This window comes from Rothia sp. LK2588, from assembly GCF_040946465.1.
Lineage (GTDB): Bacteria > Actinomycetota > Actinomycetes > Actinomycetales > Micrococcaceae > Rothia.
Genome location: NZ_JAYWLS010000002.1, coordinates 204,053 through 224,524 on the forward strand (window position 1 = coordinate 204,053; position 20,472 = coordinate 224,524).

The 20,472-nt window shown below is 63.5% G+C and carries 17 protein-coding genes and 1 riboswitch; of the genes, 9 read left to right on the plus strand and 8 right to left on the minus strand.

Translation table 11 applies throughout. The features are described from left to right. Positions 1-170 precede the first annotated feature (170 nt). Positions 171-1,184 (minus strand): hypothetical protein, encoded by a 1,014-nt coding sequence (locus VVR12_RS05285; RefSeq protein WP_368550125.1) that lies wholly within the window; start codon positions 1,182-1,184, stop codon positions 171-173. A gap of 142 nt (positions 1,185-1,326) precedes the next feature. On the opposite strand from VVR12_RS05285, the gene VVR12_RS05290 reads away from it, so the two are divergent. Next, complete coding sequence (locus VVR12_RS05290) at positions 1,327-2,706, plus strand: cation:proton antiporter (RefSeq protein WP_368550126.1); 1,380 nt, start codon at positions 1,327-1,329, stop codon at positions 2,704-2,706. 180 nt (positions 2,707-2,886) lie between these two features. On the opposite strand, the gene VVR12_RS05295 is transcribed toward VVR12_RS05290, so the two are convergent. Genes VVR12_RS05295 through VVR12_RS05305 form a run of 3 tightly spaced genes read right to left on the minus strand, consistent with a single transcriptional unit; the run spans position 2,887 to position 5,956 of the window. Continuing rightward, positions 2,887-3,528, minus strand: a complete 642-nt coding sequence (locus VVR12_RS05295; RefSeq protein ID WP_368550127.1) for a lactate utilization protein C — start codon at positions 3,526-3,528, stop codon at positions 2,887-2,889. Then, complete coding sequence (locus VVR12_RS05300; protein ID WP_368550128.1) at positions 3,528-5,153, minus strand: LutB/LldF family L-lactate oxidation iron-sulfur protein; 1,626 nt, start codon at positions 5,151-5,153, stop codon at positions 3,528-3,530. Before VVR12_RS05300 ends, VVR12_RS05295 begins: the two co-directional genes overlap by 1 nt. 2 nt (positions 5,154-5,155) lie before the next feature. Further along, the gene (locus VVR12_RS05305; RefSeq protein ID WP_368550129.1) at positions 5,156-5,956 is read right to left on the minus strand and encodes a (Fe-S)-binding protein; all 801 of its coding nucleotides are present in this window, start codon (positions 5,954-5,956) and stop codon (positions 5,156-5,158) included. 477 nt (positions 5,957-6,433) lie between these two features. Here VVR12_RS05305 and VVR12_RS05310 point away from each other — a divergent pair, with 477 nt between their 5' ends. Both VVR12_RS05310 and VVR12_RS05315 read left to right on the plus strand, forming a co-directional pair. After that, positions 6,434-8,116 carry an L-lactate permease gene (locus VVR12_RS05310; protein WP_368550130.1) on the plus strand — a complete coding sequence of 561 codons (1,683 nt, stop codon included), beginning with the start codon at positions 6,434-6,436 and terminating at the stop codon, positions 8,114-8,116. Positions 8,117-8,217: 101 nt separating this feature from the next. Continuing rightward, positions 8,218-8,919 carry a FadR/GntR family transcriptional regulator gene (locus VVR12_RS05315; RefSeq protein WP_368550131.1) on the plus strand — a complete coding sequence of 234 codons (702 nt, stop codon included), beginning with the start codon at positions 8,218-8,220 and terminating at the stop codon, positions 8,917-8,919. A gap of 98 nt (positions 8,920-9,017) precedes the next feature. Here VVR12_RS05315 and VVR12_RS05320 read toward each other — a convergent pair whose 3' ends face one another. From VVR12_RS05320 to VVR12_RS05335, 4 genes are all read right to left on the minus strand, one after another. Next, the gene (locus tag VVR12_RS05320; protein ID WP_368550132.1) at positions 9,018-9,950 is read right to left on the minus strand and encodes a phosphoribosylaminoimidazolesuccinocarboxamide synthase; all 933 of its coding nucleotides are present in this window, start codon (positions 9,948-9,950) and stop codon (positions 9,018-9,020) included. A 96-nt stretch (positions 9,951-10,046) separates the two neighbouring features. After that, the gene (gene purD / locus VVR12_RS05325) at positions 10,047-11,330 is read right to left on the minus strand and encodes a phosphoribosylamine--glycine ligase (protein ID WP_368550133.1); all 1,284 of its coding nucleotides are present in this window, start codon (positions 11,328-11,330) and stop codon (positions 10,047-10,049) included. Between the two features lie 94 nt (positions 11,331-11,424). Further along, on the minus strand, positions 11,425-14,067 hold the full coding sequence (locus tag VVR12_RS05330; RefSeq protein WP_368550134.1) for an MMPL family transporter: 2,643 nt from the start codon (positions 14,065-14,067) through the stop codon (positions 11,425-11,427). Between the two features lie 47 nt (positions 14,068-14,114). Further along, on the minus strand, positions 14,115-14,786 hold the full coding sequence (locus tag VVR12_RS05335; RefSeq protein ID WP_368550135.1) for a TetR/AcrR family transcriptional regulator: 672 nt from the start codon (positions 14,784-14,786) through the stop codon (positions 14,115-14,117). A 116-nt stretch (positions 14,787-14,902) separates the two neighbouring features. Here VVR12_RS05335 and VVR12_RS05340 point away from each other — a divergent pair, with 116 nt between their 5' ends. From VVR12_RS05340 to VVR12_RS05365, 6 genes are all read left to right on the plus strand, one after another. After that, positions 14,903-15,949 carry an asparaginase gene (locus VVR12_RS05340; protein ID WP_368550136.1) on the plus strand — a complete coding sequence of 349 codons (1,047 nt, stop codon included), beginning with the start codon at positions 14,903-14,905 and terminating at the stop codon, positions 15,947-15,949. 1 nt (position 15,950) lies between these two features. Continuing rightward, a complete protein-coding gene (locus tag VVR12_RS05345; RefSeq protein WP_368550137.1) occupies positions 15,951-16,382 on the plus strand; it encodes a sterol carrier family protein in 432 nt (143 codons plus the stop codon). 54 nt (positions 16,383-16,436) lie between these two features. Then, on the plus strand, positions 16,437-16,775 hold the full coding sequence (locus VVR12_RS05350) for a hypothetical protein (RefSeq protein WP_368550138.1): 339 nt from the start codon (positions 16,437-16,439) through the stop codon (positions 16,773-16,775). A gap of 94 nt (positions 16,776-16,869) precedes the next feature. After that, positions 16,870-18,651 carry an amidophosphoribosyltransferase gene (purF, locus tag VVR12_RS05355; RefSeq protein ID WP_368550139.1) on the plus strand — a complete coding sequence of 594 codons (1,782 nt, stop codon included), beginning with the start codon at positions 16,870-16,872 and terminating at the stop codon, positions 18,649-18,651. Further along, positions 18,648-19,793 carry a phosphoribosylformylglycinamidine cyclo-ligase gene (gene purM, locus VVR12_RS05360; RefSeq protein WP_368550140.1) on the plus strand — a complete coding sequence of 382 codons (1,146 nt, stop codon included), beginning with the start codon at positions 18,648-18,650 and terminating at the stop codon, positions 19,791-19,793. The genes purF and purM overlap by 4 nt, the downstream gene beginning before the upstream one ends. Before the next feature lie 107 nt (positions 19,794-19,900). Next, positions 19,901-20,017: riboswitch (SAM riboswitch) on the plus strand. Between the two features lie 16 nt (positions 20,018-20,033). After that, positions 20,034-20,420: a hypothetical protein gene (locus VVR12_RS05365; protein ID WP_368550141.1), complete on the plus strand. Its 387-nt coding sequence runs from the start codon at positions 20,034-20,036 to the stop codon at positions 20,418-20,420. The last annotated feature ends 52 nt before the right edge of the window (positions 20,421-20,472 follow it).

A 20,472-nucleotide genomic window follows, 5' to 3' on the forward strand; every position in this document is an offset into this window, starting at 1 on the left:
TTCCTTTTAGTTATCGTGCTTATCATCTCAGTCTACCGATTGTTAAGATTTGCACTACCCTGTTCGCTCACCGCGACACCGCGCGGCAGTTACGAGCGCCCAGATCCCCTAGCGACCAGCAACGTCCGGTCGCCAAGGCACTTTCGCGGTCGCAACCTGGCTGTAGCGAGTTAACCTCGCCCGGACACCAGCGCCAGAGCGGTCTCCAGGGGTCCACGCCGCGCGAAGGTTCCGGCGAAAACGCGCTTCCACAACAGTGCACACCCCACGCACACCACGATCAACAGCGCCAACATCCACCAGGAGTCGTCCGCGGCGGGAAGCCCATAACGCGGGGCGAGATTGCTATAGAGCGCCAAAATGCCGACCTGCACAACGTAGAGGCTGAGCGTCATCCGCCCGGGAGCGGCCAGAAATTCCAGTGCCTCAGAGCGGGAAGAAAGAACTGCTGCCACCGCCAAAGACCAGGCGAGCGCGGCCAGCGCAAGCAACGCGTCGAAACCGACTTCCCAGCGGTTGCCGGTGTAGGGAAAGAACTCCATCAGCCGTTGCGCCTGCCACCAGGTGGCTCCCGCGGCCGCCGTGAAGATCACCGCAGCAAGAAAGAGAAGCCCCGTGGCGCGTCCGATCAACAGGCGTGCCGCGAGGATGCCCAGCGAGGCCCACACGAGCATGGTGAACACGCGGTAGTTCTCCCCCGCGGCCAGCCATCCGGTGAGGTAGTGCAGATACGACCCCGAGGCCAGCAATTGCGCGTGCTGCTGGGTAACCACACCGATGACGGACGGGGCGAACCACCAGCAGACCACCGCAAGGAGACCCAGCGCCCAGCTCGGGAGGAAGGCCAGCACCGCCACCCCTATAGCAAGTACCCCGAGGTAGGGCAGAATGATGTCGACCTGTGCTCCCCACGTATTGATCCAGAGTCCTAGCGCGATGAACGCGATCGCGCGCACCACCGAGCTGGCGAAGAGCGCCGGGAATCCCATCCGTTCGGCGGAAAGCTGGGCCGATAGGCCGATCAAGAGCGCGAACAGGGCGGCGGTAAGAAATTCACTGAGATTTAATACACCCGCCGGGCCGGGTGAGGGGGCCACGTGAGCGATGAACATCGATATCAGCGCAAGCCCACGGGCGACATCCACGCCGGTCAGCCGCCCTTCAACCGGTGCCGTATACCGCATCTGTTTCTCTCCTGCCGGTGGTATAGAGTATGTTGACGTCGCTTCAACCGTGATGCGTCCGTCGCTTCACCAGCCTACCCGCCCGGGTGCGCGCAGACGGTGAAGATACCGGTCGACGTGCACACGCCGCGAAAGGATTCCGATGCTCAGCTCTACCGAGTACCAGCTCCTCGCATCGACCACCGACCCCACCATCACTCAGGCTTATATTTCCATTTTCTGGATCACCCTGGTCGCCCTGCTCTCTCCCCTGCTTTCAGCGTTGTTGCGGAAGAAGATACCCGACGTGGTGATTCTGCTTCTCTTGGGTGCGCTGATCGGCCCCCACGCCTGGGGCCTGGCCGATACCTCGAACGGCATCACCCTCATCAAAGAGCTCGGCCTGGGCATCCTGTTTCTCATTGCCGGGTATGAGGTCAATACGAACGCGCTACGTTCGCGGCAGGGTGGGTTCGCCGCCGGTACGTGGTTGGTTTGTTTCTGCCTGGGCATCGTGGCCGGTGGGATCATCACCGGGTGGTCCAAAGACTTCGCCACGGTCGCGGTCTTGGCCATCGCCATGAGTTCCACCGCGCTGGGCACGATCCTGCCCATGGTGCGCAACAACGGCAAGACCGGCACCCGCCTGGGAGACGCCATCTTGGTTCACGGAGCGATCGGCGAGGTCATGCCGATCTGCGCGATGGCGCTCTTGCTCTCGAGCCACTCGACGGGCATGTCGGTGGTCTTCCTCATCGGATTCATGGCAATCGCCCTGATCACCGCCGTCATCCCGCACCGCGCGTTCGAACACGTGCCGGGGTTGCGCCGCGTCATGGCCTCGGGGGCTTCGGCCACCACCCAGACCATGCTGCGTTTGGCGATGGTGTTGCTCTCCACGCTGATGATGATTGCGGCGGTTTTCGATCTGGACGTTGTGCTCGGCGCGTTCGCGGCCGGCATCATCCTGCGCTCCCTCACCCCGCAGGGCACCTTCGAGCCGTTCTCGAAGCGTCTCGACGTGCTCGGGTTCAGCTTTCTCATCCCGCTGTTCTTCATCACCTCGGGCATGGGCATCAAGCTTTCCGTTGCGGCGACCCACCCGTGGTTGTTGCTGGGTGTGGTGTTCGCGCTGTTGACGATTCGCGGTCTGCCGGTGGTGCTGTGCGAGAAGCTCTTCACCACCCATTCGGGGCTGCGCAATACCAATGAGCAGATTCAGCTGGGTCTCTATTCGGCGGCCGGCCTGCCCATTCTGGTGGCGGTCACCGAGATCGCGGTGAAGTCGAAGTTGCTCTCGGAAGACAACGCCTCGTTGCTGGTCGCCGCCGGCGCCCTGACGATCCTGATCTTCCCGTTGCAGGCGGTGGCGATCGACCGCATCTTCGACAGGGCGGTGCCCGCTGAGGCCGAAAAACCAAAGAAGGAAAAGATCCAGGAGAAGAAGGCGGCGCGTACCAAGACCGCCAAGCTGAACACGAACACCGGGGTCTTGCCCACGGTCGCCCCGAAGGATTCCGGGCAGGACGCCGGCCGCGGCTAGCCCTCTCGCCCCACCTCCCCGGCTGACCGCCTGCGTCCTCATGTCAAGGCACAGCAAAGGCTCGGGCATGGGTGGTGGAGGCTCCGTCCGAAGCGCCGAGGGCGAGGCCGTCCACGGCCGAACCCTCAGTGCGAGGGGGCACTCCCCCACAACCCATTGCCCGAGCCTTGAGCTCAGAATTTACTTGACGATGATGACGTCCAGGTCACGCGGGCCGTGCACGCCCTCCACGCGGATCAGCTCGATGTCCGAGGTGGCCGACGGGCCGGAGAACATGGTGACCGGTCGTGAGTAGTCCACCCGTGCGTTGGCCTCGGGGAAGAGCTCCACGATGGTGTCTTCCTTGACCACGCAGATGTGGTGGTCGGGAATCAGCGAGATCGCGCGGCGTCCTTCATCGGGCTTCGAGTTCAGGAACACGGTCCCGGTCTCGGCGCAGGAGACGGTGGAGTTGGTGATCACCGCGTCCACGCGGTCCAGTTCTTTGAGCGAGAGCGCGCCGGCGCGGGTCGCATCGCCCGAGTCGACCAGGCGCGAGCGCTTGGAGGAGTCGGCGGGCAACCAGGCGTCGTTGAAACCGGCGGGCACAACGTAGCTGGAGGACTTACCCAGTAGCTCATTGATGCGCTGCGGCAGGGTTTCTTCCGTGTCGCGGTACACGCGGGCCTTGTAGTCCTCGAGGCGGTCGATGAGCATGTCCACCGTCTGCTCGTGGGTCAGGGTGCCGGTGCGGCGGTAGGCACGAGCCGGGGCGGGCGGCGCCGGGGCGTCCGAGAGTGAAGAGCGAATACGGGCCAGAATATCTTCTTTAGCGGTGCTCATTACTTGCTCTCCTTCGCGGATTCGCGGGCCTGCTGTGCCTGCTCTGCATTCTGGTGTGCTTCGGCGACCTTGGCACGGTTCACCTCGATCAGCGCATCGATGTCAACGCGCGGGCTCGAGCTCTTCTTCGGCGCGGAGCCGCGCTCCTTCTTCCACCAATTGCGGAACGACTCGGCCGGGGGCTCGGGGATGTCGCGGTACTTCGTCCATCCGCCGATCAGACCGGGCAACCAGGTGATCTTGTGTTCCTTGCCGGTGACCAGGTGCGAGGCGGGCAGGGCCTTCTCGGCCAGGGCCATCATCGTACCGGAGCGGAACATCTGCTTGGCGCTGAACATGATGGAGTCCATCTGCGGGTGCAGGTGCTTCTTGCCGCCGGCGAACTCACCCTGGGCCTTTTCAAAGTCCACGGCCTTACCGCGCAGGTGCACCAGCACCTCGGGGATGTTGATCTTGACCGGGCAGGCATCGTAGCAGGCGCCGCACAGGGACGATGCGAACGGCAGGGTCGAGTTTGCCTCGTTCTCGATGCCGCCCAGCTGCGGGGAGAGGATCGCGCCGATGGGGCCGGGGTAGGTCGAACCGTAGGCGTGGCCGCCTGCGCGTTCGTAGACGGGGCAGACGTTCATGCAGGCCGAGCAACGAATACAGTGCAGGGCCTGGCGGCCAACCTCGTCGTCGAGGACGGCGGTGCGTCCGTTATCGATGAGGATCACGTGCATCTTCTGCGGGCCATCGCCGGGGGTCACACCCGTCCAGGTGGAGGTGTAGGGGTTCATGCGCTCACCGGTGGAGGAACGCGGCAACAGCTGCAGGAACACCTCGTAGTCCTCGACGGTGGGCAGTAGCTTCTCGATGCCCATGAAGGTGATGAGGGTTTCCGGCAACGTCAGGCACATACGCCCGTTGCCTTCGGATTCGACGATGGTCATGGTTCCAGTCTCGGCGATGCCGAAGTTGCAGCCGGAGACGGCAACCTTTGTGGAGAGGAACTTGTTGCGCAGACGCACGCGGGAGGCCTCGGCCAGCTCGGCCGGGTCGTCGGTGATCTGCGGGTTGATGCCCTCGATCTTCTTACGGAACAGGTCGCGGATCTGGGTGCGGTTGAAGTGGATCGCGGGAACCAGAATGTGCGAGGGGCGGTCGTCTGCCAGCTGCACGATTTCTTCGGCGAGGTCGGTCTCAATGGCGGTGACGCCGTTTTCTTCGAGGTACTCGTTCAGGCCGGTCTCGGCGGTGGCCATCGACTTGATCTTGATGATCTCATCTACGCCCTCGGCGCGGATGAGGTCGAGCGCGATCTTGTTTGCCTCGTCGGCGTTACGGGCCCAGTGCACCTGGCCGCCGGCGGCGGTGAACTTCTCTTCGAACTGTTCAAGCAGTTCAGGCAGATTGGCCATCACGCGCTGCTTGATCATTGACCCGGCGGTACGTAGATCCTGCCAGTCGGGCAGCTCGCTGATAACGCTCGCGCGCTTGGTGCGGATCTTGTGGGTGGCGAAGCCGAGGTTGGCGCGTAGCTGCTCGTTGGTCAGCTCTCGCTTGGCGTAGGACGGGAAAGGTTCCTTTTCGAAGATATTGCCGACGCCGTGGACCTTGGGCATTCCCAGTGATACTGCGGTCATGTCTACTTAGCTCCTGAGGTTGCGAGGGTAACGGGGCCGTCTACGTTCAGTGGGTTCTCCTTGGTCGAAGCCAGGATCTCGGCGAAGTGAACGGTGGCCACCGGCGAATCTTTACGAGAGAGCGCGCCGTCGATGTTCATCAGGCACGAGACGTCGCCACCGGTGCATACGGAGGCGCCGGTCTTCTCGATGTTGGCTACCTTATCGGCGACCATTGCACCGGAGGTGTCTGCGTTCTTGAACGAGAAGGTGCCGCCGAAGCCGCAGCACTGGTCGAGGCCTTCGATTTCGGTGTAGTCGATGCCGCCGACGGTCTTGAGCAGGTCTGCCTGGCGGGTTCCCAGGTGCAGCAGGCGCATGCCGTGGCAGGAGTTGTGGTAGGTGACGTGTTCGGGGAAGTACGAACCGAGTTGTTCGGCGGCGTTGGTAATACCCAGCACGTCGATCAACAGTTGAGAGAGCTCGAAGGTGCGGGCCGCCAGCGTCTCGGCGCGCACGGCCAGCTTTTCGTCGCCTTTGCGGCGGGCGATCATCGGCTGCTGGTGGCCTAAGGACGCCACGCACGAGCCGGAGGGGGCGACGGCAACGTCGAAGTCCCAGGCGTCGAAGGAGTTCACGTGGTTCTTCACGATCGTGTACGCGTCATCGAAGTATCCCGAATTGACGTGCATCTGAGAACAACAGGTCTGTCCCTGGGGATAGACGACTTCGTGGCCTAGACGTTCCAAGATATCGACGGTTGCTTTGGCAACGCGAGGATACATGGCGTCTACGATGCACGTGGAAAACAGTGCTATTCGCATGAGCTTTCTCCTTGGGATTGACCGTTTACACCCCGGGTTAGTTGAAATTTCAAACTAACGGTGCACGTCTTAGTGGCGCGGGGTATATGTGTGCGTGAGCGGTAGGTTTTCTTGTTCATTAAACACGAGTTTGACCGCCCTCAGGCCCTAAAATTAGGGCAATTTTTTGTTGCGGAATCCGCCGTCAGTGGCGTGCGCAGGACTGCGCTGCGACGGAAGCCCCGCCCATTCCTGAGCCTTACGCCCTCGTCAGCTACCATACCGCGCAAGAATCCGGGCACACTCACCCTACCAGCAGACCCAGCACTTCGGGTCGGTTGGAATTTAAGTTCCACCCTTAAGGTCATTTTGACTTGAGGCCGGTCACGTTTCACATGTAAGCTGACTCATATCTAGGTGGTCTGACCACACACATTTGTTTCATCACTTCAACTTCCGGCGCAGTCGTCGGGGTTTTTCTTTTTGAGGAGTCGCACCATGAACACCTGGTTTGCGCAAACCGACGCGGTAGGGGGTAGCCTCGGACTCTCGGCCCTCGTGGCGACATTGCCACTGATCGCGTTCTTCGTCATGCTACTCGGTGTCAAAGCCCGCGCCCACGTTTCGGCGATCGTTGCGCTGGCAGTATCCATTCTTGTAGCCGTCATCGGCTTCACCATGCCGGTTGACCTGGCCCTGATGTCGGCCGTCCGCGGCGGCCTCTACGGCCTATTCCCCATCGTTTTCGTGATCCTCATGGCGATCTGGTTCTACCAGGTCACCGTGCTCTCGGGCCGCTTCGAGGATCTCCGCCGCACCTTTGACGCCATCGGTGGCGGCGACCTGCGTATTCAGGCCATCCTCATCGCCTTCTGCTTCGGCGGCCTGCTGGAAGCACTGGCGGGCTTCGGCGCTCCCGTCGCTATCACCGCGACCATGATCCTGGCGCTGGGTGTGAAGCCGCTGAAGGCTGCCGTGACGGTGCTGATCGCGAACACCGCGCCGGTGGCCTTCGGCGCGGTTGCTATCCCTATCACCACCGCCGGTGAAATCGGTGGCCGCGACGCCGCGCACATCGGTGCCGTCGTCGGTCACCAGGCCCCGATCCTGGCCTTCTTCGTGCCCTTCATCATCCTCTTCATCCTCGACGGCGCCCGCGGCCTGAAAGACGCTTGGGTCCCCGCGGCCGTCATCGGCGCGTCCTTCGGCATTGCCCAGTGGGCCACCGCGACCTACTTCGCGTACCAGCTCACCGACGTCATCGCCTGCATCGTCTCGCTCGGTGTGGCCGTTGTCTTCCTGCGCTTCTGGAAGCCGCGCGGCGTGGCCGGCGTCCGCGAGCGCTACGGCCTGGAACCGCTGGACCCCAACGCTAAGAGCGAGCTGACCGCTGGCCGCGTCTGGATGGCACTGCTCCCCTACGCGATCGTCGTGGTGGTCTTCGGTCTGGCGAACCTGATTCCCTCGCTGGTTGCGTGGTTGAACTCCACCAACCTCAAGGTGCATATGCCCCTGTTGCAGGAGCGCCTGGTCACCGCCGCCGGCAAGCCGGTCAACTCCGACTACAAGTTCCAGTGGCTGAACAACCCCGGAACCTTCCTGTTGATCTCAGGCCTGATCGTCGCTCTGATCTACATGATCTTCAACGAGAACGGCCGCTACAAGCTCAGCTACGGCAGCGCGATCAAGGAGATCGGTACCACCGCCTACCGCATGCGCTGGTCGGCCCTGACCATCGTCTGCGTGCTGGCTCTGGCGTACGTGATGAACTACTCCGGTCAGACCGTGGCGATGGGCGAGTTCATCGCAGGCCTCGGCCCGGTATACGCCTTCTTGGCCCCCGCTTTGGGTTGGATCGGCACCGCCGTGACCGGTTCGGATACCTCCGCCAACGCCCTGTTCTCGAAGTTGCAGGTCACCGCGGCCGAGCAGCTCTCTTCCAACGGTGCACACGGTGTGACCCCCGAGTTGCTGTTGGCTGCTAACACCACCGGTGGCGTGGTCGGCAAGATGATCTCCCCGCAGTCCCTGGCGATCGCCGCCACCTCCGTGGATATGGAGGGCAAGGAGTCCGATATCTTCAAGGCCTGCCTGCCCTGGAGCATGTTGTTGCTGTTCGGAATCTGCCTGTTGGTCTTCCTGCAGTCCAATATTCTGCACTTCATGGTCTCCGGCCTCTAACCCGAAGAACCTGTAGAACCCCGTAAGATAGGAGGGGCGGTGTCGTTGACGACGCCGCCCCTTCTGTATGCCTACGTCATCGACCTATTGTTAGCGAGCCCATGAAAGATAGAACGTACACGGTTCTCATCGAATCCATCGAGAAGAAGTTACGCTCCGGTGAGCTGGCTGTAGGTGATCGTTTACCCGGTGAGCGCACACTCGCCGAAAAGTACGGGATTTCACGCGCCTCGGTGCGCGAGGGTTTGCAGGTGCTCAACGCCGTTGGCCTGCTCAATTCGGGAGTGGGTTCGGGCCCGAAGGCCGGGGCGATCGTCACCTCTGAACCGTCGAAGGCGCTGAGCTGGGCCTTGCGGATGCACATCGCCACCCGCTCGTTCCCCGTGGCAGACGTCGTGGGCACTCGCGTGCTCCTGGAAGGTCAGGCGGCGTTTGAGGCGGCCGGATGCACCGATACCGAGAAGCGGGCGGCGGCATTGGAACGCGCCGAGGCTTATCTGCAGGAGATGGACGACCCCGCCCTCTCCGACGCGCGCTTTCACTTCTGCGACGCCAAGTTCCACTACGAGATTTCCTCGCTCTCGGGCAACCTCGCCCTCGAGACAGTGATCGATTCCCTGCACCTGGCGACGGTCAGCTATGTGGAGGAGGCCGTGCCCCGTCTGGACGATTGGGCAGGCGTACGCCGCACCCTGCAGGAGCAACACCGTGGCATCTTCGAGGCGGTGAAGGCCGGCGAGCAGGAGCGCGCTCAAGAGCGGGTCATCACCCACATCACCTGGTTCCATGACCTCATTCGATAGTTCGACGCGCCGCGCCCGCGAATCGAGAGTTTAATAAGAGAAAGCGCCCCCTGTGTGAGGGGACGCTTTCGAATGCACGGGCTTGCCGCGCGAAAACCTTACGCCTGGAACGTTTGGCCGGTGAGCCGTTCGTAGGCCTCCACGTAACGAGCGCGGGTCTTCTCGACGACGTCCTCGGGGAGGGCGGGAATGGCCGAGTGGCCGTCCCACCCCGACTGCTCCGACTTGAGCCAGTCGCGGATGTACTGCTTATCGAAGCTGGCCTGCGCCTGACCGGGCTGGTACTTTTCGGCGTCCCAGAAGCGGGAGGAATCGGGTGTAAGCACCTCGTCACCCAGGGTGATTTCACCGCGGTAAGAATCGAGGCCGAACTCCACCTTGGTGTCGGCGATGATGATGCCTCGCTCGCGGGCGATCTTCTCGGCGGTGGAGTAAACGTAGAGGGTCAGCTCCTGCAGTCGTTCGCCGATGGGCTGGCCGACTTCTTCGTAGAGTTCCTCGTAGGTGATGGGTTCATCGTGCTCGCCCACCTCGGCTTTGCCGGTGGGGGTGAACAGCGGTTCTTCGAGCTTAGAACCGTCCACCAAACCGGCGGGGAGCTTCAGGTGGTTGATGCCGCCGGTCTTCTGGTAATCCTTCAGGCCCGAACCGGTCAGGTAACCGCGCGCGATGCATTCAACGGGGAACATGTTTAGCGAGCGGCAGATCATGGCGCGGCCGGCCACCTCGTCTGGCACGTCGGTGGAGAGCACGTGGTTGGGCACACCGTCGAGCTGTTCGAACCACCACAGCGACATCTGGGTAAGGATCTTGCCCTTGTCGGGGATCTCGTTCGGGATGACCTGGTCGAAGGCGCTAATGCGGTCGGAGGCCACGACCATCACCGATCCCGCACGCAATTCGGCGTCGTCGTGGATGGCCACGCCGGTTGCATCGAGTCGGTCTTCGGTGGGTACGTAGAGGTCACGAACCTTGCCCGAGTAGACGTGGGTCCAGCCGGGAATGTCGCGGTGCTCGAATTGTGTGCTCAATGAAACTCCTGCGTTCTTCAATGAATGTGAAAAGTATATAAATAACGCCAAAAACGGTGACCACCGTTATCACGATAGTCACCGTTTTCTCCTGCTCTAGGAAGTCGATCCCGGGATATTGATGCGCCCCTCGGCGGCAGCCTGCGCGATGTCGGAGCGATACTGCGCGCCCTCCCACGAAATCTCGGCCACACCACGGTAGGCCAGGTCGCGGGCGGCAGCGAGGTCTTCGCCGAGGGCGACGACGGCCAGGACGCGTCCGCCGGCGGTGACGATCTGCTCACCCGAGGCCGCGGTGCCGGCATGCGCCACGTGTACGCAGTCGAGGGCGTTGGCCCGATCGAGGCCGGAGATCGCGTCTCCCTTGCGGGGCGAATCGGGGTAGTTTGCGGCGGCCATGACGACATCTACGGCGGTGCGGGAATCCCACTGCAGGCGGGTCTCGGGGTCGAGTTCACCGCGGGCGGCGCTCATCAGGAGCGCACCAAAGGGGGTCTGCAGACGCGCCAGCACGGCCTGAGTTTCGGGGTCGCCGAAACGAGCGTTAAATTCGATCACGCGGATGCCGCGCGAGGTGGCCGCCAGACCGCAGTACAGCACGCCCACGAACGGGGTGCCGCGCTTGGCCATTTCGTCGATGGTCGGCTGGGCCACGCGGGTGACAACCCCGTCGACGAATCCCTCGGGCAACCAGGGCAACGGGGTGTAGGCACCCATTCCGCCGGTGTTGGGGCCTTCGTCGTTGTCAAAGATGCGCTTGAAGTCTTGGGCCGGGGAAAGCGGGACCACGTGCTTCCCGTCGGAGATGACGAAGAGGGAGACCTCGGGCCCGTCCAAGTATTCCTCGATGACCACGGTTCCGCCGGCGTCGAAGCAGCTCTGCGCGTGGGCCAGGGCGGCCTCGCGGTCATCGGTGACTACAACGCCCTTACCGGCGGCCAACCCGTCGTCCTTAACGACGTAGGGGGCGCCGAACGCGTCGAGCGCTTCCTCGGCTTCTGCGGCGTTGGTCGCCACGCGAGCCATGGCGGTGGGAACGTCTGCGGAGGCCATGACCTCCTTGGCGAAAGCTTTAGACCCTTCGAGGGCGGCTGCGGCCTTGTCGGGGCCGAAGACGGGAAAGCCCGCCGCGCGCAGGGTGTCGGCGACGCCGGCCACCAGAGGAGCCTCGGGGCCGACGACCACGAGATCCACCGCGAGGTCTTGGGCCAGGGTGGTAGCGGCAACCGGATTATTCGCGTCGATCGAGTGGGTCGGAACGTCCTGAGCGATGCCCGCGTTGCCGGGCGCGCTGTGCACCTCGGTGACGCCTGGATCAGCCAGAAGAGCTCGGATGATTGCGTGTTCGCGCCCGCCGGGGCCAAGTACCAAAACCTTCATTCTTCAAGGCTACCGGAAAGGTCACGATTTGGTCTCACCGGGGTCGTAAAAGTGTACGTGTACCCCCGGTGAGACCAACCGCTTGTCCCCCGCTTTACTGGTGGGTGACCTCTCGTTCGAGCTGGGTGCCCTCGATGTCCAGGTCGGGCAACAGCTTGTCCAACCAGCGAGGCAGCTTCCAGGCGCGGTCACCGAGCAGGTGCATGAGCGCCGGGATCAGCATCATGCGCACCAGGAAGGCGTCGAAGAAGACGCCCGCGGCCAGTGCGAAGCCGATCGAGGAGATCATCGGGTCGCCCGAGAAGACGAAGCCGAGGAACACACCCATCATGATCAGTGCTGCGGCAACCACGACCTTGGCCGAATGGTTGAAGCCGACCTTCACCGAGGTCTTGCCGTCGCGGCCGTGGGCATAGGCCTCACGCATCGCCGAGACGAGGAAGACCTGGTAGTCCATCGCCAAGCCGAAGAGGATGCCGACCACCAGCACGGGCAGGAAGGAGAGGATCGGTTCGGGAGTGGTCACCCCGAACAGCGATCCCAACCAGCCCCACTGGAAGACCGCGATGGTCGCACCGAACGCCGCACCCAGGGAGAAGAGGAAGCCGATGGTGGCGGTCAGCGGAACCCAGATCGAGCGGAACACCAGGATCAACACGATCAGCGAGAGACCCACCACCACGGCCACGTAGATCGGGAGCGCCTCAGCGAGGTTGGCCGAGATGTCGATGTTCATCGCGGTCTGGCCGGTCACGCCGTAGGTCACTTCACCCTGCGCGGTGTTGGTTTTCAGCGAGCGCACGTTGTGCACCAGGTTTTCGGTGGAGACCGTCGAGGGGCCCTCGGTGGGGATCACCTGGTACAGCAGCATCTGGTTGTCTTTGGAGATCATCGCGGGGATGACCTTCTCAACGTTCTCCTGCTTCTTCAGCTCCTGGCCCACGCTGACCTGCAGGTCTTTAGCCTGAGTTTCGGTGGTTCCCTCGGGCAGGTTAGCGGCCACGATCACCGGGCCGTTCTGGCCGTCGCCGAAGTTATCCTTGATCGCCATGTACGACTGGTACGCCGCCGAGTCTGCGTGCTGGCTGGCTCCGGTGGGCAGGCCCAGGCGCATCTGGGTCATGGGGAAGGCGATGAGGCCGAGCACGGCTACGGCTGCCAGGATGGTCAGCACGGGCTTGGCCAGCACCATCTTGAGCCAACCGCGCGGGGTTTCTTCGCGCTCCTGTGCGGCGCGGTGGGCGTCGGCGGTGATTTGCTGGTCGATCTCGGCTTCGATTTCGTCGGCGCGAGACGCGTGGCCACCCTGGGCTGCCAGCTGGCGGCGGTGTGCAGCGGCGCGATCTGCGTTACGACGCTGGATCGCCTCCCAGCGCTTCTTGGGTACCACGCGGCGGCCGGCCAGGGAGAGGATGGCCGGCGAGAGGGTTACCGAGACGGCCACGGCCATCAGCACCGCGAATGCCGCCACGTTACCCATGACCGCAAGGAAGGGGATGCCCACCACGTTCAGCGCCAGCAACGCGATGATAACGGTAGAACCGGCGAATACCACGGCACCGCCGGAGGTGCCGGTGGCCAGCGCGATGGACTTCTTGATGTCCAGACCGGTGGCCAGGTTATTGCGGTGGCGGTTGAGGATGAACAGCGTGTAGTCGATGCCCACGGCCAGGCCCAGCATGGAACCCAGCGCCGGGGTGGTGGAGTTCATCTCTACCACGTTCGACAGCGCGAAGGTGCCCAGCATGGCCGCGCCCAGGCCAACGATGGCCATGATGATCGGCAGGCCTGCGGCAATGAGGGTTCCCATCATCACGAACAACACGATCAGCGCCACGATAATGCCGATGGTCTCGCCGGTGACGCCCATGTGCGGGGCCATGCCTTCGAGGTTCCTGTCGGTGAGCACCTTCATGTTCTTGCCGTCGAGGGCGTTGAACTTTTCACGGGTGGAGTCGAGGTTGCCCTGTTCGATGGAACCGATATCCGAGTTGTAGCGCACGGTGACCACGGCGGCCGAACCGTCGGCAGAGATCATCGACGCATCGGAGCTCAGGTCCAAGAGCTTGGTGTTGCGGTCGATTTCGGCCTGGCCGTCTTCGAGCTTCTTGCGGTTTTCGGCCAGGTCTTTGCGGCCCTGTTCCAGCTGCTGCAGGGCGGGGGCCAGCTGCTGGCGTCCGGCGTCCACCTCAGCCTGGGCGCGTGCGCGGCCGGCCTCGGGAATCTGACCGGAGTCGATGGCGGCCTGGGTTTCGTCTAGCTTCTTCTGGTTGGGTTCGATCTGCTTGGCGGCGTCGTCGACCTTCTGCTGGCCGCCTTCGAGCTGCTTGTAGCCCTCATCGATCTTTCCCTGGTTCTTCTTCAGCTCTTCGCGGCCGCTGGAGATCTTATCGGCGGTGGCGAAGGGGTCGAGCACCTGCTCCACCTGGCCGATACCCTCGACCTGCTTCACGACGGACGCGACATCCTTCTTCTGCTGGTCGGTGAAGGGCTTGCCGTCGGCGGTTTCGAGAACAACCATGCCGGTGGCGGCGCTGAGGTTGGAGTCGAACTTCTGCGAGATGGTCTCTTGCAGCTGTTGTGCCTGGGTTCCGGGGATGGTGATCGTGTCGCTCAACTCGCCTTTGAAGGCGGTGAACGCGCCGGCAAGCCCGGCGAGGATGAGCACCCAGATCGTGATGACGACCCAGGCTTTGCGGGCGGCGAAGGAGCCGACCCGATAGAGGAATTGAGACATCTTCCCTTCTCGATTCTGGTAGGTAATTCGTTTAAAGCGGTGTGGTTTTAGAACCGGGGCATGCCTTGGCCAACCTGGCGGATGGCGGTAATCATGCAGGCTCGCAGGTCGTCTCCTGAGGCCAGGGCCGGGTTCTCGAGGGTCTGTGGGTTCTCGGTGACGTATTGCCCCATGCCGAAGCCGATGGCCATCACGCAGTTACAGACGTAGAGGTAGAGCTGAAAGTGCTGGGATTGGTCCAATTGCGGGTAACACGCCGCGATCTTTTCGTAGAGGCTGGAGCCCTGTTGGCCGAGGGTCTGCAGTACCTCTTTGCCGATGGCGTCTTGTTCCCCGGCGACTTCGATGAAACCGGTGGCCGCCAAGGTGATGAAACGGTTGAGTGCGGCGTGGCTGTCTTCTTTGTCGAGGCCTTCACAGATGTAGGTCTCACAGGCCTGAGGAAGTTCCGCCAGCGGCAGACCGGTGGGAAATTCTGAACTGTTCATCAGCTCTTGCAGGTGGCTGGCGAGCGCGGCGATGAGTACCGCGTTGAGGTTGGCGAAGTGGTTGAACACGGTTCGTTCGGAGACCCCGGCGACCTCGACGAGTCGCTTGGTGGTCAGCGCCGCGCGACCTTCGTCGATCGCGATCTGCTCTGCCGCCTCGAGGATAGCCCGGTGGGTGGCCGCTTTGCGGGCCACCCTTTTATCGCAGGCGAGGGGTTTGGAGAAAGTCATGTTTATACAGTAACTGCACCATTACAGTTACTGCAAAGACTTTTCCACACTTGTGGGATAATTCATTTCAATTTTTGCTCCGCGTCACGCGCTGTGGCTATGGGATACTGACTTGCATGCAGACACTTTCAGCCTCCACATCGGGCGAGCTGGCCACCGTGGTGCGGCAGGGATTCGTCGAATCTCGGCACCTGGGTGCGGCCGTCGTCCTCGACCCGGCGGGACACGTGGCCGCCTCGATCGGCGACCCCAGCGTGCACGTCTTCCCCCGCTCCCTGCTCAAGCCGATCCAAACGATCGCCTCGATGAACGCCGGCGCCGAGCTCCAGGGCGCCCAGATCGCGCTGGCCTGTGGCTCGCACGTGGGCTCCTTCGAGCACATGAAGGTGGCCCAGGCCGTGTTGGTCGAGGCGGGGCTGAGCGTGGAGGATCTACAACTGCCTGCGACCTGGCCCGCCGATCAGCCCAGCTATCACGCGCTGGTACGCGCCGGGCACGACCGGCAGAAACTAGCGATGGAGTGCTCCGGCAAGCACGCCGCTTTCCTGTGGGGCTGCGTCAAGAGCCAGTGGCCCACGGAGAACTACCTCTCCCCCGAACACCCCCTGCAACAACTGGTGGTGAGAACAACCGAAGAGATGACCGGTGAGCAAGCCGGACAGATCGGCACCGACGGTTGCGGCGCCCCCATGCCGGCCACCTCCCTGCTCGGTTTAGCGCGCGCCTACTCCACCCTGGGCGCGGGGATCGAGAACATCCGCGCCGACGCGCGAGTCGCCACCGTCGCCACCGCCATGGTCGACTACCCCGAATACGTGCAGGGCCACGACAGGCCCGCCACCGCACTCATGCAGACCCTGGACGCGGTGGCCAAGAACGGTGCCGAGGGCCTGCTGGCCATCGGATTACGCAACGGGGCTTCGGTGGTCGTCAAGACCCTGGATGGCTCTACCCGTCCCACCGCGCTGGTCGCCGTGCGCCTGCTCCAAGCCTGCGGATTCATCGACGACTCCACCGCGCAGGCCGCCCTGGACGCCACCCTGCGGCCGATCCGCGGCGGCGGCGAACCGGTCGGTTCGATCGAACCCGGCACCGACCTTGAAGAGGCCATCACTTCGGCCCGCGCAACCGCGACCGGCGCTGCCGACCAGGCGGATGGTTAACATGGCCATCCGCCGCAAGATCTCGGAAACCGAGGGGGCTGCTGCGATCGCCCAGGTGAGCGGCGCCCTCCCCACCGTGCCCGCCGCCCAGAGCAACTCCGCCGAGGCGTTCACCGCCTACCACGCGGAGCACGAGGCCACCTTTAAAGGCCTGCCCCGCGGCGTCCGCGCCACCGCGGTGCGGTTCCTGCTGGAGGAGCTGGCCACCCTCGCCCCGGGTAATTCGGTGGAAGTGCGCGTGCCGCCCCTGGGTGTCACCCAGTGCATCGCCGGCCCGCGGCACACCCGAGGCACCCCGCCGAACGTCGTCGAAACCGACGGCCTGACCTGGGTACTGGTCGGCCTGGGTTACTTCACGTGGACGGCCGCTGCGACCTCCATCGCCGCCTCCGGATCGCGCTCGGACCTCACCGAACACATGCCGATCCTCTGACGCGGGTCTGTGCCACCTGCCTCCGCCGTCCAGTGCGCGGTATGGTGGTACATCATGAGTACTCAGCCTAACCAGACCCCCTCGTCCGCGTCCGTCGACGGAGAACAGCTCGTCACCATCCGCCGCGCCCCCTCCCTGTTAGCCTTCGCCATCACCGGTGGGCTGCTCGGCGTTATTCTCGCCGGCGTGCTCAGCCTGCTCAACTTCACCGGCCCCGCACCCGTGGAACACCTGGCGAACAACTACTCTCGCGGAGCGGTTTTCGGCATTCTTGCGGTCACCCTGGGTGCTGCCGGTGCGGCGCTGGCTACGGCCATCGCCCTGTTGCTGGATCGCCGTTCGGCCAAGCACGCCGAGACAGTCCGCGCGATCCCCGCCGATCGGATAGACTAAGGAGGGTCTTGGCCTGTTGTGACGCGGAAAACGTCGGCAAGCAACGGTCAACGCAGAAACCCTTGCATCCTACTTTTCGAAAAGATGGCAACAATTGGTTCGTCCTGACGGAAAACTAACGCACGACCTCGACCCCATCGACCACGGCCCCAAAGACGAATGCGGTGTATTCGGCGTTTGGGCCCCTGGCGAAGACGTCGCGAAACTGACCTACTACGGTCTCTACGCGTTGCAACACCGCGGTCAAGAATCCGCGGGCATTGCTACCAGCGACGGCAAACGGATCAACGTCTACAAAGACATGGGATTGGTCTCGCAGGTTTTCGACGAGTCCACCCTCTCGGCGATGACCGGCCACATGGCAGTCGGGCACTGCCGCTACTCCACCACCGGAGCCAGCCACTGGGCCAACGCACAGCCCACCCTCGGTGGCACCCCGCACGGCACCATCGCCCTCGCCCACAACGGCAACATCACCAACTCGGCGGAGCTCTACGACCGGGTTTTGGATAAAAACTCCGGCGCGGCCCCCAGCCGCGGTGAAATCGCGCAGGGTAACACCACCGACACCGCACTGGTCACCGCACTGCTGGCCGAACACGATGCCGATTCCCTCGAAGATGCCATGTTGCAGTTGCTGCCCACTCTGCAGGGCGCATTCTGCCTCGTGTTCATGGACGAAAACACGCTCTACGCCGCCCGCGACCCCCAAGGGGTGCGTCCGCTCGTGCTCGGCCGACTCGACCGCGGTTGGGTCGTGGCCAGCGAGACCGCGGCGCTGGACATCGTTGGCGCTGCGTACGTGCGCGAGGTCGAGCCCGGCGAGTTCATCATCATCGACGAGGACGGCGGCCTCCGCTCCACGCGCTTCGCCCAGGCCAAGCCGGCCGGCTGCGTGTTCGAGTACGTCTACCTGGCTCGCCCCGACACCACCATCAACGCCCGCTCCGTCTACGAATCGCGCGTAGAGATGGGTCGCCAGCTCGCCCGCGAACACCAGGTCGAGGCCGACCTGGTGATGCCCACCCCCGAATCCGGTGTGCCCGCGGCGATCGGTTACGCCGAAGAGTCGGGCATTCCCTATGGCAACGGCCTGGTCAAGAACGCCTACGTGGGCCGCACCTTCATTCAGCCATCGCAGACCATCCGTCAGCTGGGCATCCGGTTGAAGCTCAACCCGCTGAAATCGGTGGTCGAGGGCAAGCGCCTGATCGTGATTGACGATTCGATCGTGCGCGGCAACACCCAGCGCGCGCTCGTGCGCATGTTACGTGAGGCCGGCGCTAAAGAGGTGCACGTGCGCATCTCCTCCCCGCCGGTGAAGTGGCCCTGTTTCTACGGCATCGACTTCGCCTCCCGCTCGGAGCTGATCGCCAACGGCCTGACCATCGAAGAGATCGGCAACTCGCTGGGCGCCGACTCGCTGGGTTACATCTCCGAAGACGGCATGATCGCCGCGACCCACCAGCAGCGCGAAAACCTCTGCACCGCCTGCTTCACGGGTGAATACCCCATCCCGATCCCCGAGAAGATCGGTAAATCCATCTTCGACACCAAGGAACACAACGGAGGCGGCGGCCCGCTGTCGTCGTCGATCGGTGAGGTGACCGCCGAGCGTCCGGTGGCTCAGAAGCCCGAGGGCGCTCAGGCCGTTTCCATCGAGACCCGCCCCGGTTCGGACAAGCTGGAGAACAAGCTGGGCGAGCACACCCCCTCCCCAGCAGAGGTGGCCGATGCCGAACAGGTCTCCGAGAACGGCCCCGAGGGTTCGTGCGAGCCCAGCCCGGACGCCGACCTCGAATCACTCGTGTTCCCCGAAGACAAGGTTCCCGCCGAGAACGCTGACACCATCGATTCTGAGAAGGACAACTCATGAGCGAAACCCAGAAAACCGTAACCTACGCATCCGCAGGCGTGGACGTCGAGGCCGGCGACCGCGCGGTCGAGCTCATGAAGGGCGCAGTCAAGGCCACCCACGGTCCCGGCGTGGTCGGTGGCGTGGGCGGTTTCGCCGGCCTGTTCGATCTCTCAGTGCTCAAGGACTACCGCAAACCGTACCTGGCCACCTCCACCGACGGTGTGGGTACCAAGGTTGCCATCGCGCAGTCGCTGGACGTGCACGACACCATCGGCCACGACCTGGTGGGCATGGTCGTTGACGACATCGTGGTCACCGGCGCGCGTCCTCTGTTCATGACCGATTACATCGCCACCGGCAAGGTGGTTCCCGAGCGCATCGCCGACATCGTGCGCGGTGTGGCCGAGGGTTGCTCGCTGGCAGGCACCGCCCTCGTCGGCGGCGAGACCGCCGAGCACCCCGGTCTGCTGGCCGAGAACGAGTACGACGTCGCCGGCGCCGCAACCGGCATCGTCGAGGCGGACGAGCTCCTCGGCCCCGACCGTGTGCGCGCGGGCGACGTGTTGATTGGCATGGCCTCCTCCGGCATTCACTCCAACGGTTACTCGCTGGTACGCAAGGTCATCAACGTGGCCGGTTGGGGCCTGGACCGCCAGGTGGACGAGCTGGGCCGCACCCTTGGCGAAGAACTGCTCGAACCGACCCGCATCTACACCGCCGATTGCCTGGATCTCATCGAGGCCTTCCCGGTCAACGGCGAAGACGGCAAGACCGGCGCCGGCATCCGCGGCTTCTCGCACGTGACCGGTGGCGGCTTGGCGGCTAACCTGGCCCGCGTTCTGCCCGTGGGCACCGTGGGCGTGGTGGACCGTTCGACCTGGGAGGTTCCGGCGATCTTCCGCCTGATCGGCGAGCTCGGTTCGGTGCCCCAGGCAGACCTCGAGCGCACGCTGAACCTGGGCGTGGGTATGATCGCCGTGGTGGATCCCTCGGTGGCGGACGCCGCGGTCAAGCGCCTGAACGATCGTGGACTGACCTCGTGGATCCTGGGCACCGTAGCCGAGGACGACGGCACCCATGCCCAGAGCCCCGATTACGTTCAGGGCGCCAAGGGCGTGGACGGCGGCGCGGCGGTGCTGCTCAACCAGTACGCCGGCTAACCCCTCCTCTTCAGATCGGCGAGTTCCCGATTTTTGCACGTTTTCCCTGCGCACAGCCGGGAATTCGCACAAAAATCGGGAACTCGCTGTGTTAAGATAATTTCCACGATCCAGAAGACCAACCTCAAGGCTCACAGCTGGTTGGCTGGCAACCGCGTTTCGCGCACGGTGCCCCTGTGAGAAGATCGGCCACCCGCGCAACCGTGCCGGTGGAAGTTTGCGAATTTCAAGGAGCTCATCATGAGCAATCTTCCGTCCACCCCCGAACCCCAGGTTTTCGGTAGCCTTCTCAGCTGCGGCTGCGATGTGTATTGGCCCGGTTACGAGGTACACCACATTCACGCCCGCCTGGCAGCCAAGAGCGATAGCTGGACGCCGGTGTTTCACATGGAGGCTCGCGGCAACTTCATCACGCTCCAGTTAAGCGGAGAGCGGTTAGAGATGTGGCATCATCACCCGGGGCATGTATCTCAGGCGGTGAAGCACTTCAACTCGCTCCCCCGAGACTCGGAGACCACGGTGGAGTACTGCCCGGAGTTTCGCCTGTTGTCGTTCTCAACGGGGGTGAATCGACGGGTGCTGTACCTGGCTCACGCCGCCGACCAGCGTCCTGCATCATCCAAGTAAGGTAAAACAAAACAGCCCGGGCAGAGATGCCTGGGCTGTTCTGTTGTCAATG

What these genes read in the sequence shown, in the direction of transcription:
- VVR12_RS05310 (WP_368550130.1), top strand. Translation starts at nt 6,434, where the DNA reads ATGAACACCTGGTTTGCGCAAACCGACGCGGTAGGGGGTAGCCTCGGA.
- VVR12_RS05350 (WP_368550138.1), top strand. Translation starts at nt 16,437, where the DNA reads ATGAGTACTCAGCCTAACCAGACCCCCTCGTCCGCGTCCGTCGACGGA.
- VVR12_RS05305 (WP_368550129.1), bottom strand. Translation starts at nt 5,956, where the DNA reads ATGCGAATAGCACTGTTTTCCACGTGCATCGTAGACGCCATGTATCCT.
- purM (WP_368550140.1), top strand. Translation starts at nt 18,648, where the DNA reads ATGAGCGAAACCCAGAAAACCGTAACCTACGCATCCGCAGGCGTGGAC.
- VVR12_RS05315 (WP_368550131.1), top strand. Translation starts at nt 8,218, where the DNA reads ATGAAAGATAGAACGTACACGGTTCTCATCGAATCCATCGAGAAGAAG.
- VVR12_RS05340 (WP_368550136.1), top strand. Translation starts at nt 14,903, where the DNA reads ATGCAGACACTTTCAGCCTCCACATCGGGCGAGCTGGCCACCGTGGTG.
- VVR12_RS05290 (WP_368550126.1), top strand. Translation starts at nt 1,327, where the DNA reads ATGCTCAGCTCTACCGAGTACCAGCTCCTCGCATCGACCACCGACCCC.
- VVR12_RS05365 (WP_368550141.1), top strand. Translation starts at nt 20,034, where the DNA reads ATGAGCAATCTTCCGTCCACCCCCGAACCCCAGGTTTTCGGTAGCCTT.
- VVR12_RS05335 (WP_368550135.1), bottom strand. Translation starts at nt 14,786, where the DNA reads ATGACTTTCTCCAAACCCCTCGCCTGCGATAAAAGGGTGGCCCGCAAA.
- VVR12_RS05285 (WP_368550125.1), bottom strand. Translation starts at nt 1,184, where the DNA reads ATGCGGTATACGGCACCGGTTGAAGGGCGGCTGACCGGCGTGGATGTC.
- VVR12_RS05330 (WP_368550134.1), bottom strand. Translation starts at nt 14,067, where the DNA reads ATGTCTCAATTCCTCTATCGGGTCGGCTCCTTCGCCGCCCGCAAAGCC.
- VVR12_RS05300 (WP_368550128.1), bottom strand. Translation starts at nt 5,153, where the DNA reads ATGACCGCAGTATCACTGGGAATGCCCAAGGTCCACGGCGTCGGCAAT.
- VVR12_RS05345 (WP_368550137.1), top strand. Translation starts at nt 15,951, where the DNA reads ATGGCCATCCGCCGCAAGATCTCGGAAACCGAGGGGGCTGCTGCGATC.
- VVR12_RS05295 (WP_368550127.1), bottom strand. Translation starts at nt 3,528, where the DNA reads ATGAGCACCGCTAAAGAAGATATTCTGGCCCGTATTCGCTCTTCACTC.
- purD (WP_368550133.1), bottom strand. Translation starts at nt 11,330, where the DNA reads ATGAAGGTTTTGGTACTTGGCCCCGGCGGGCGCGAACACGCAATCATC.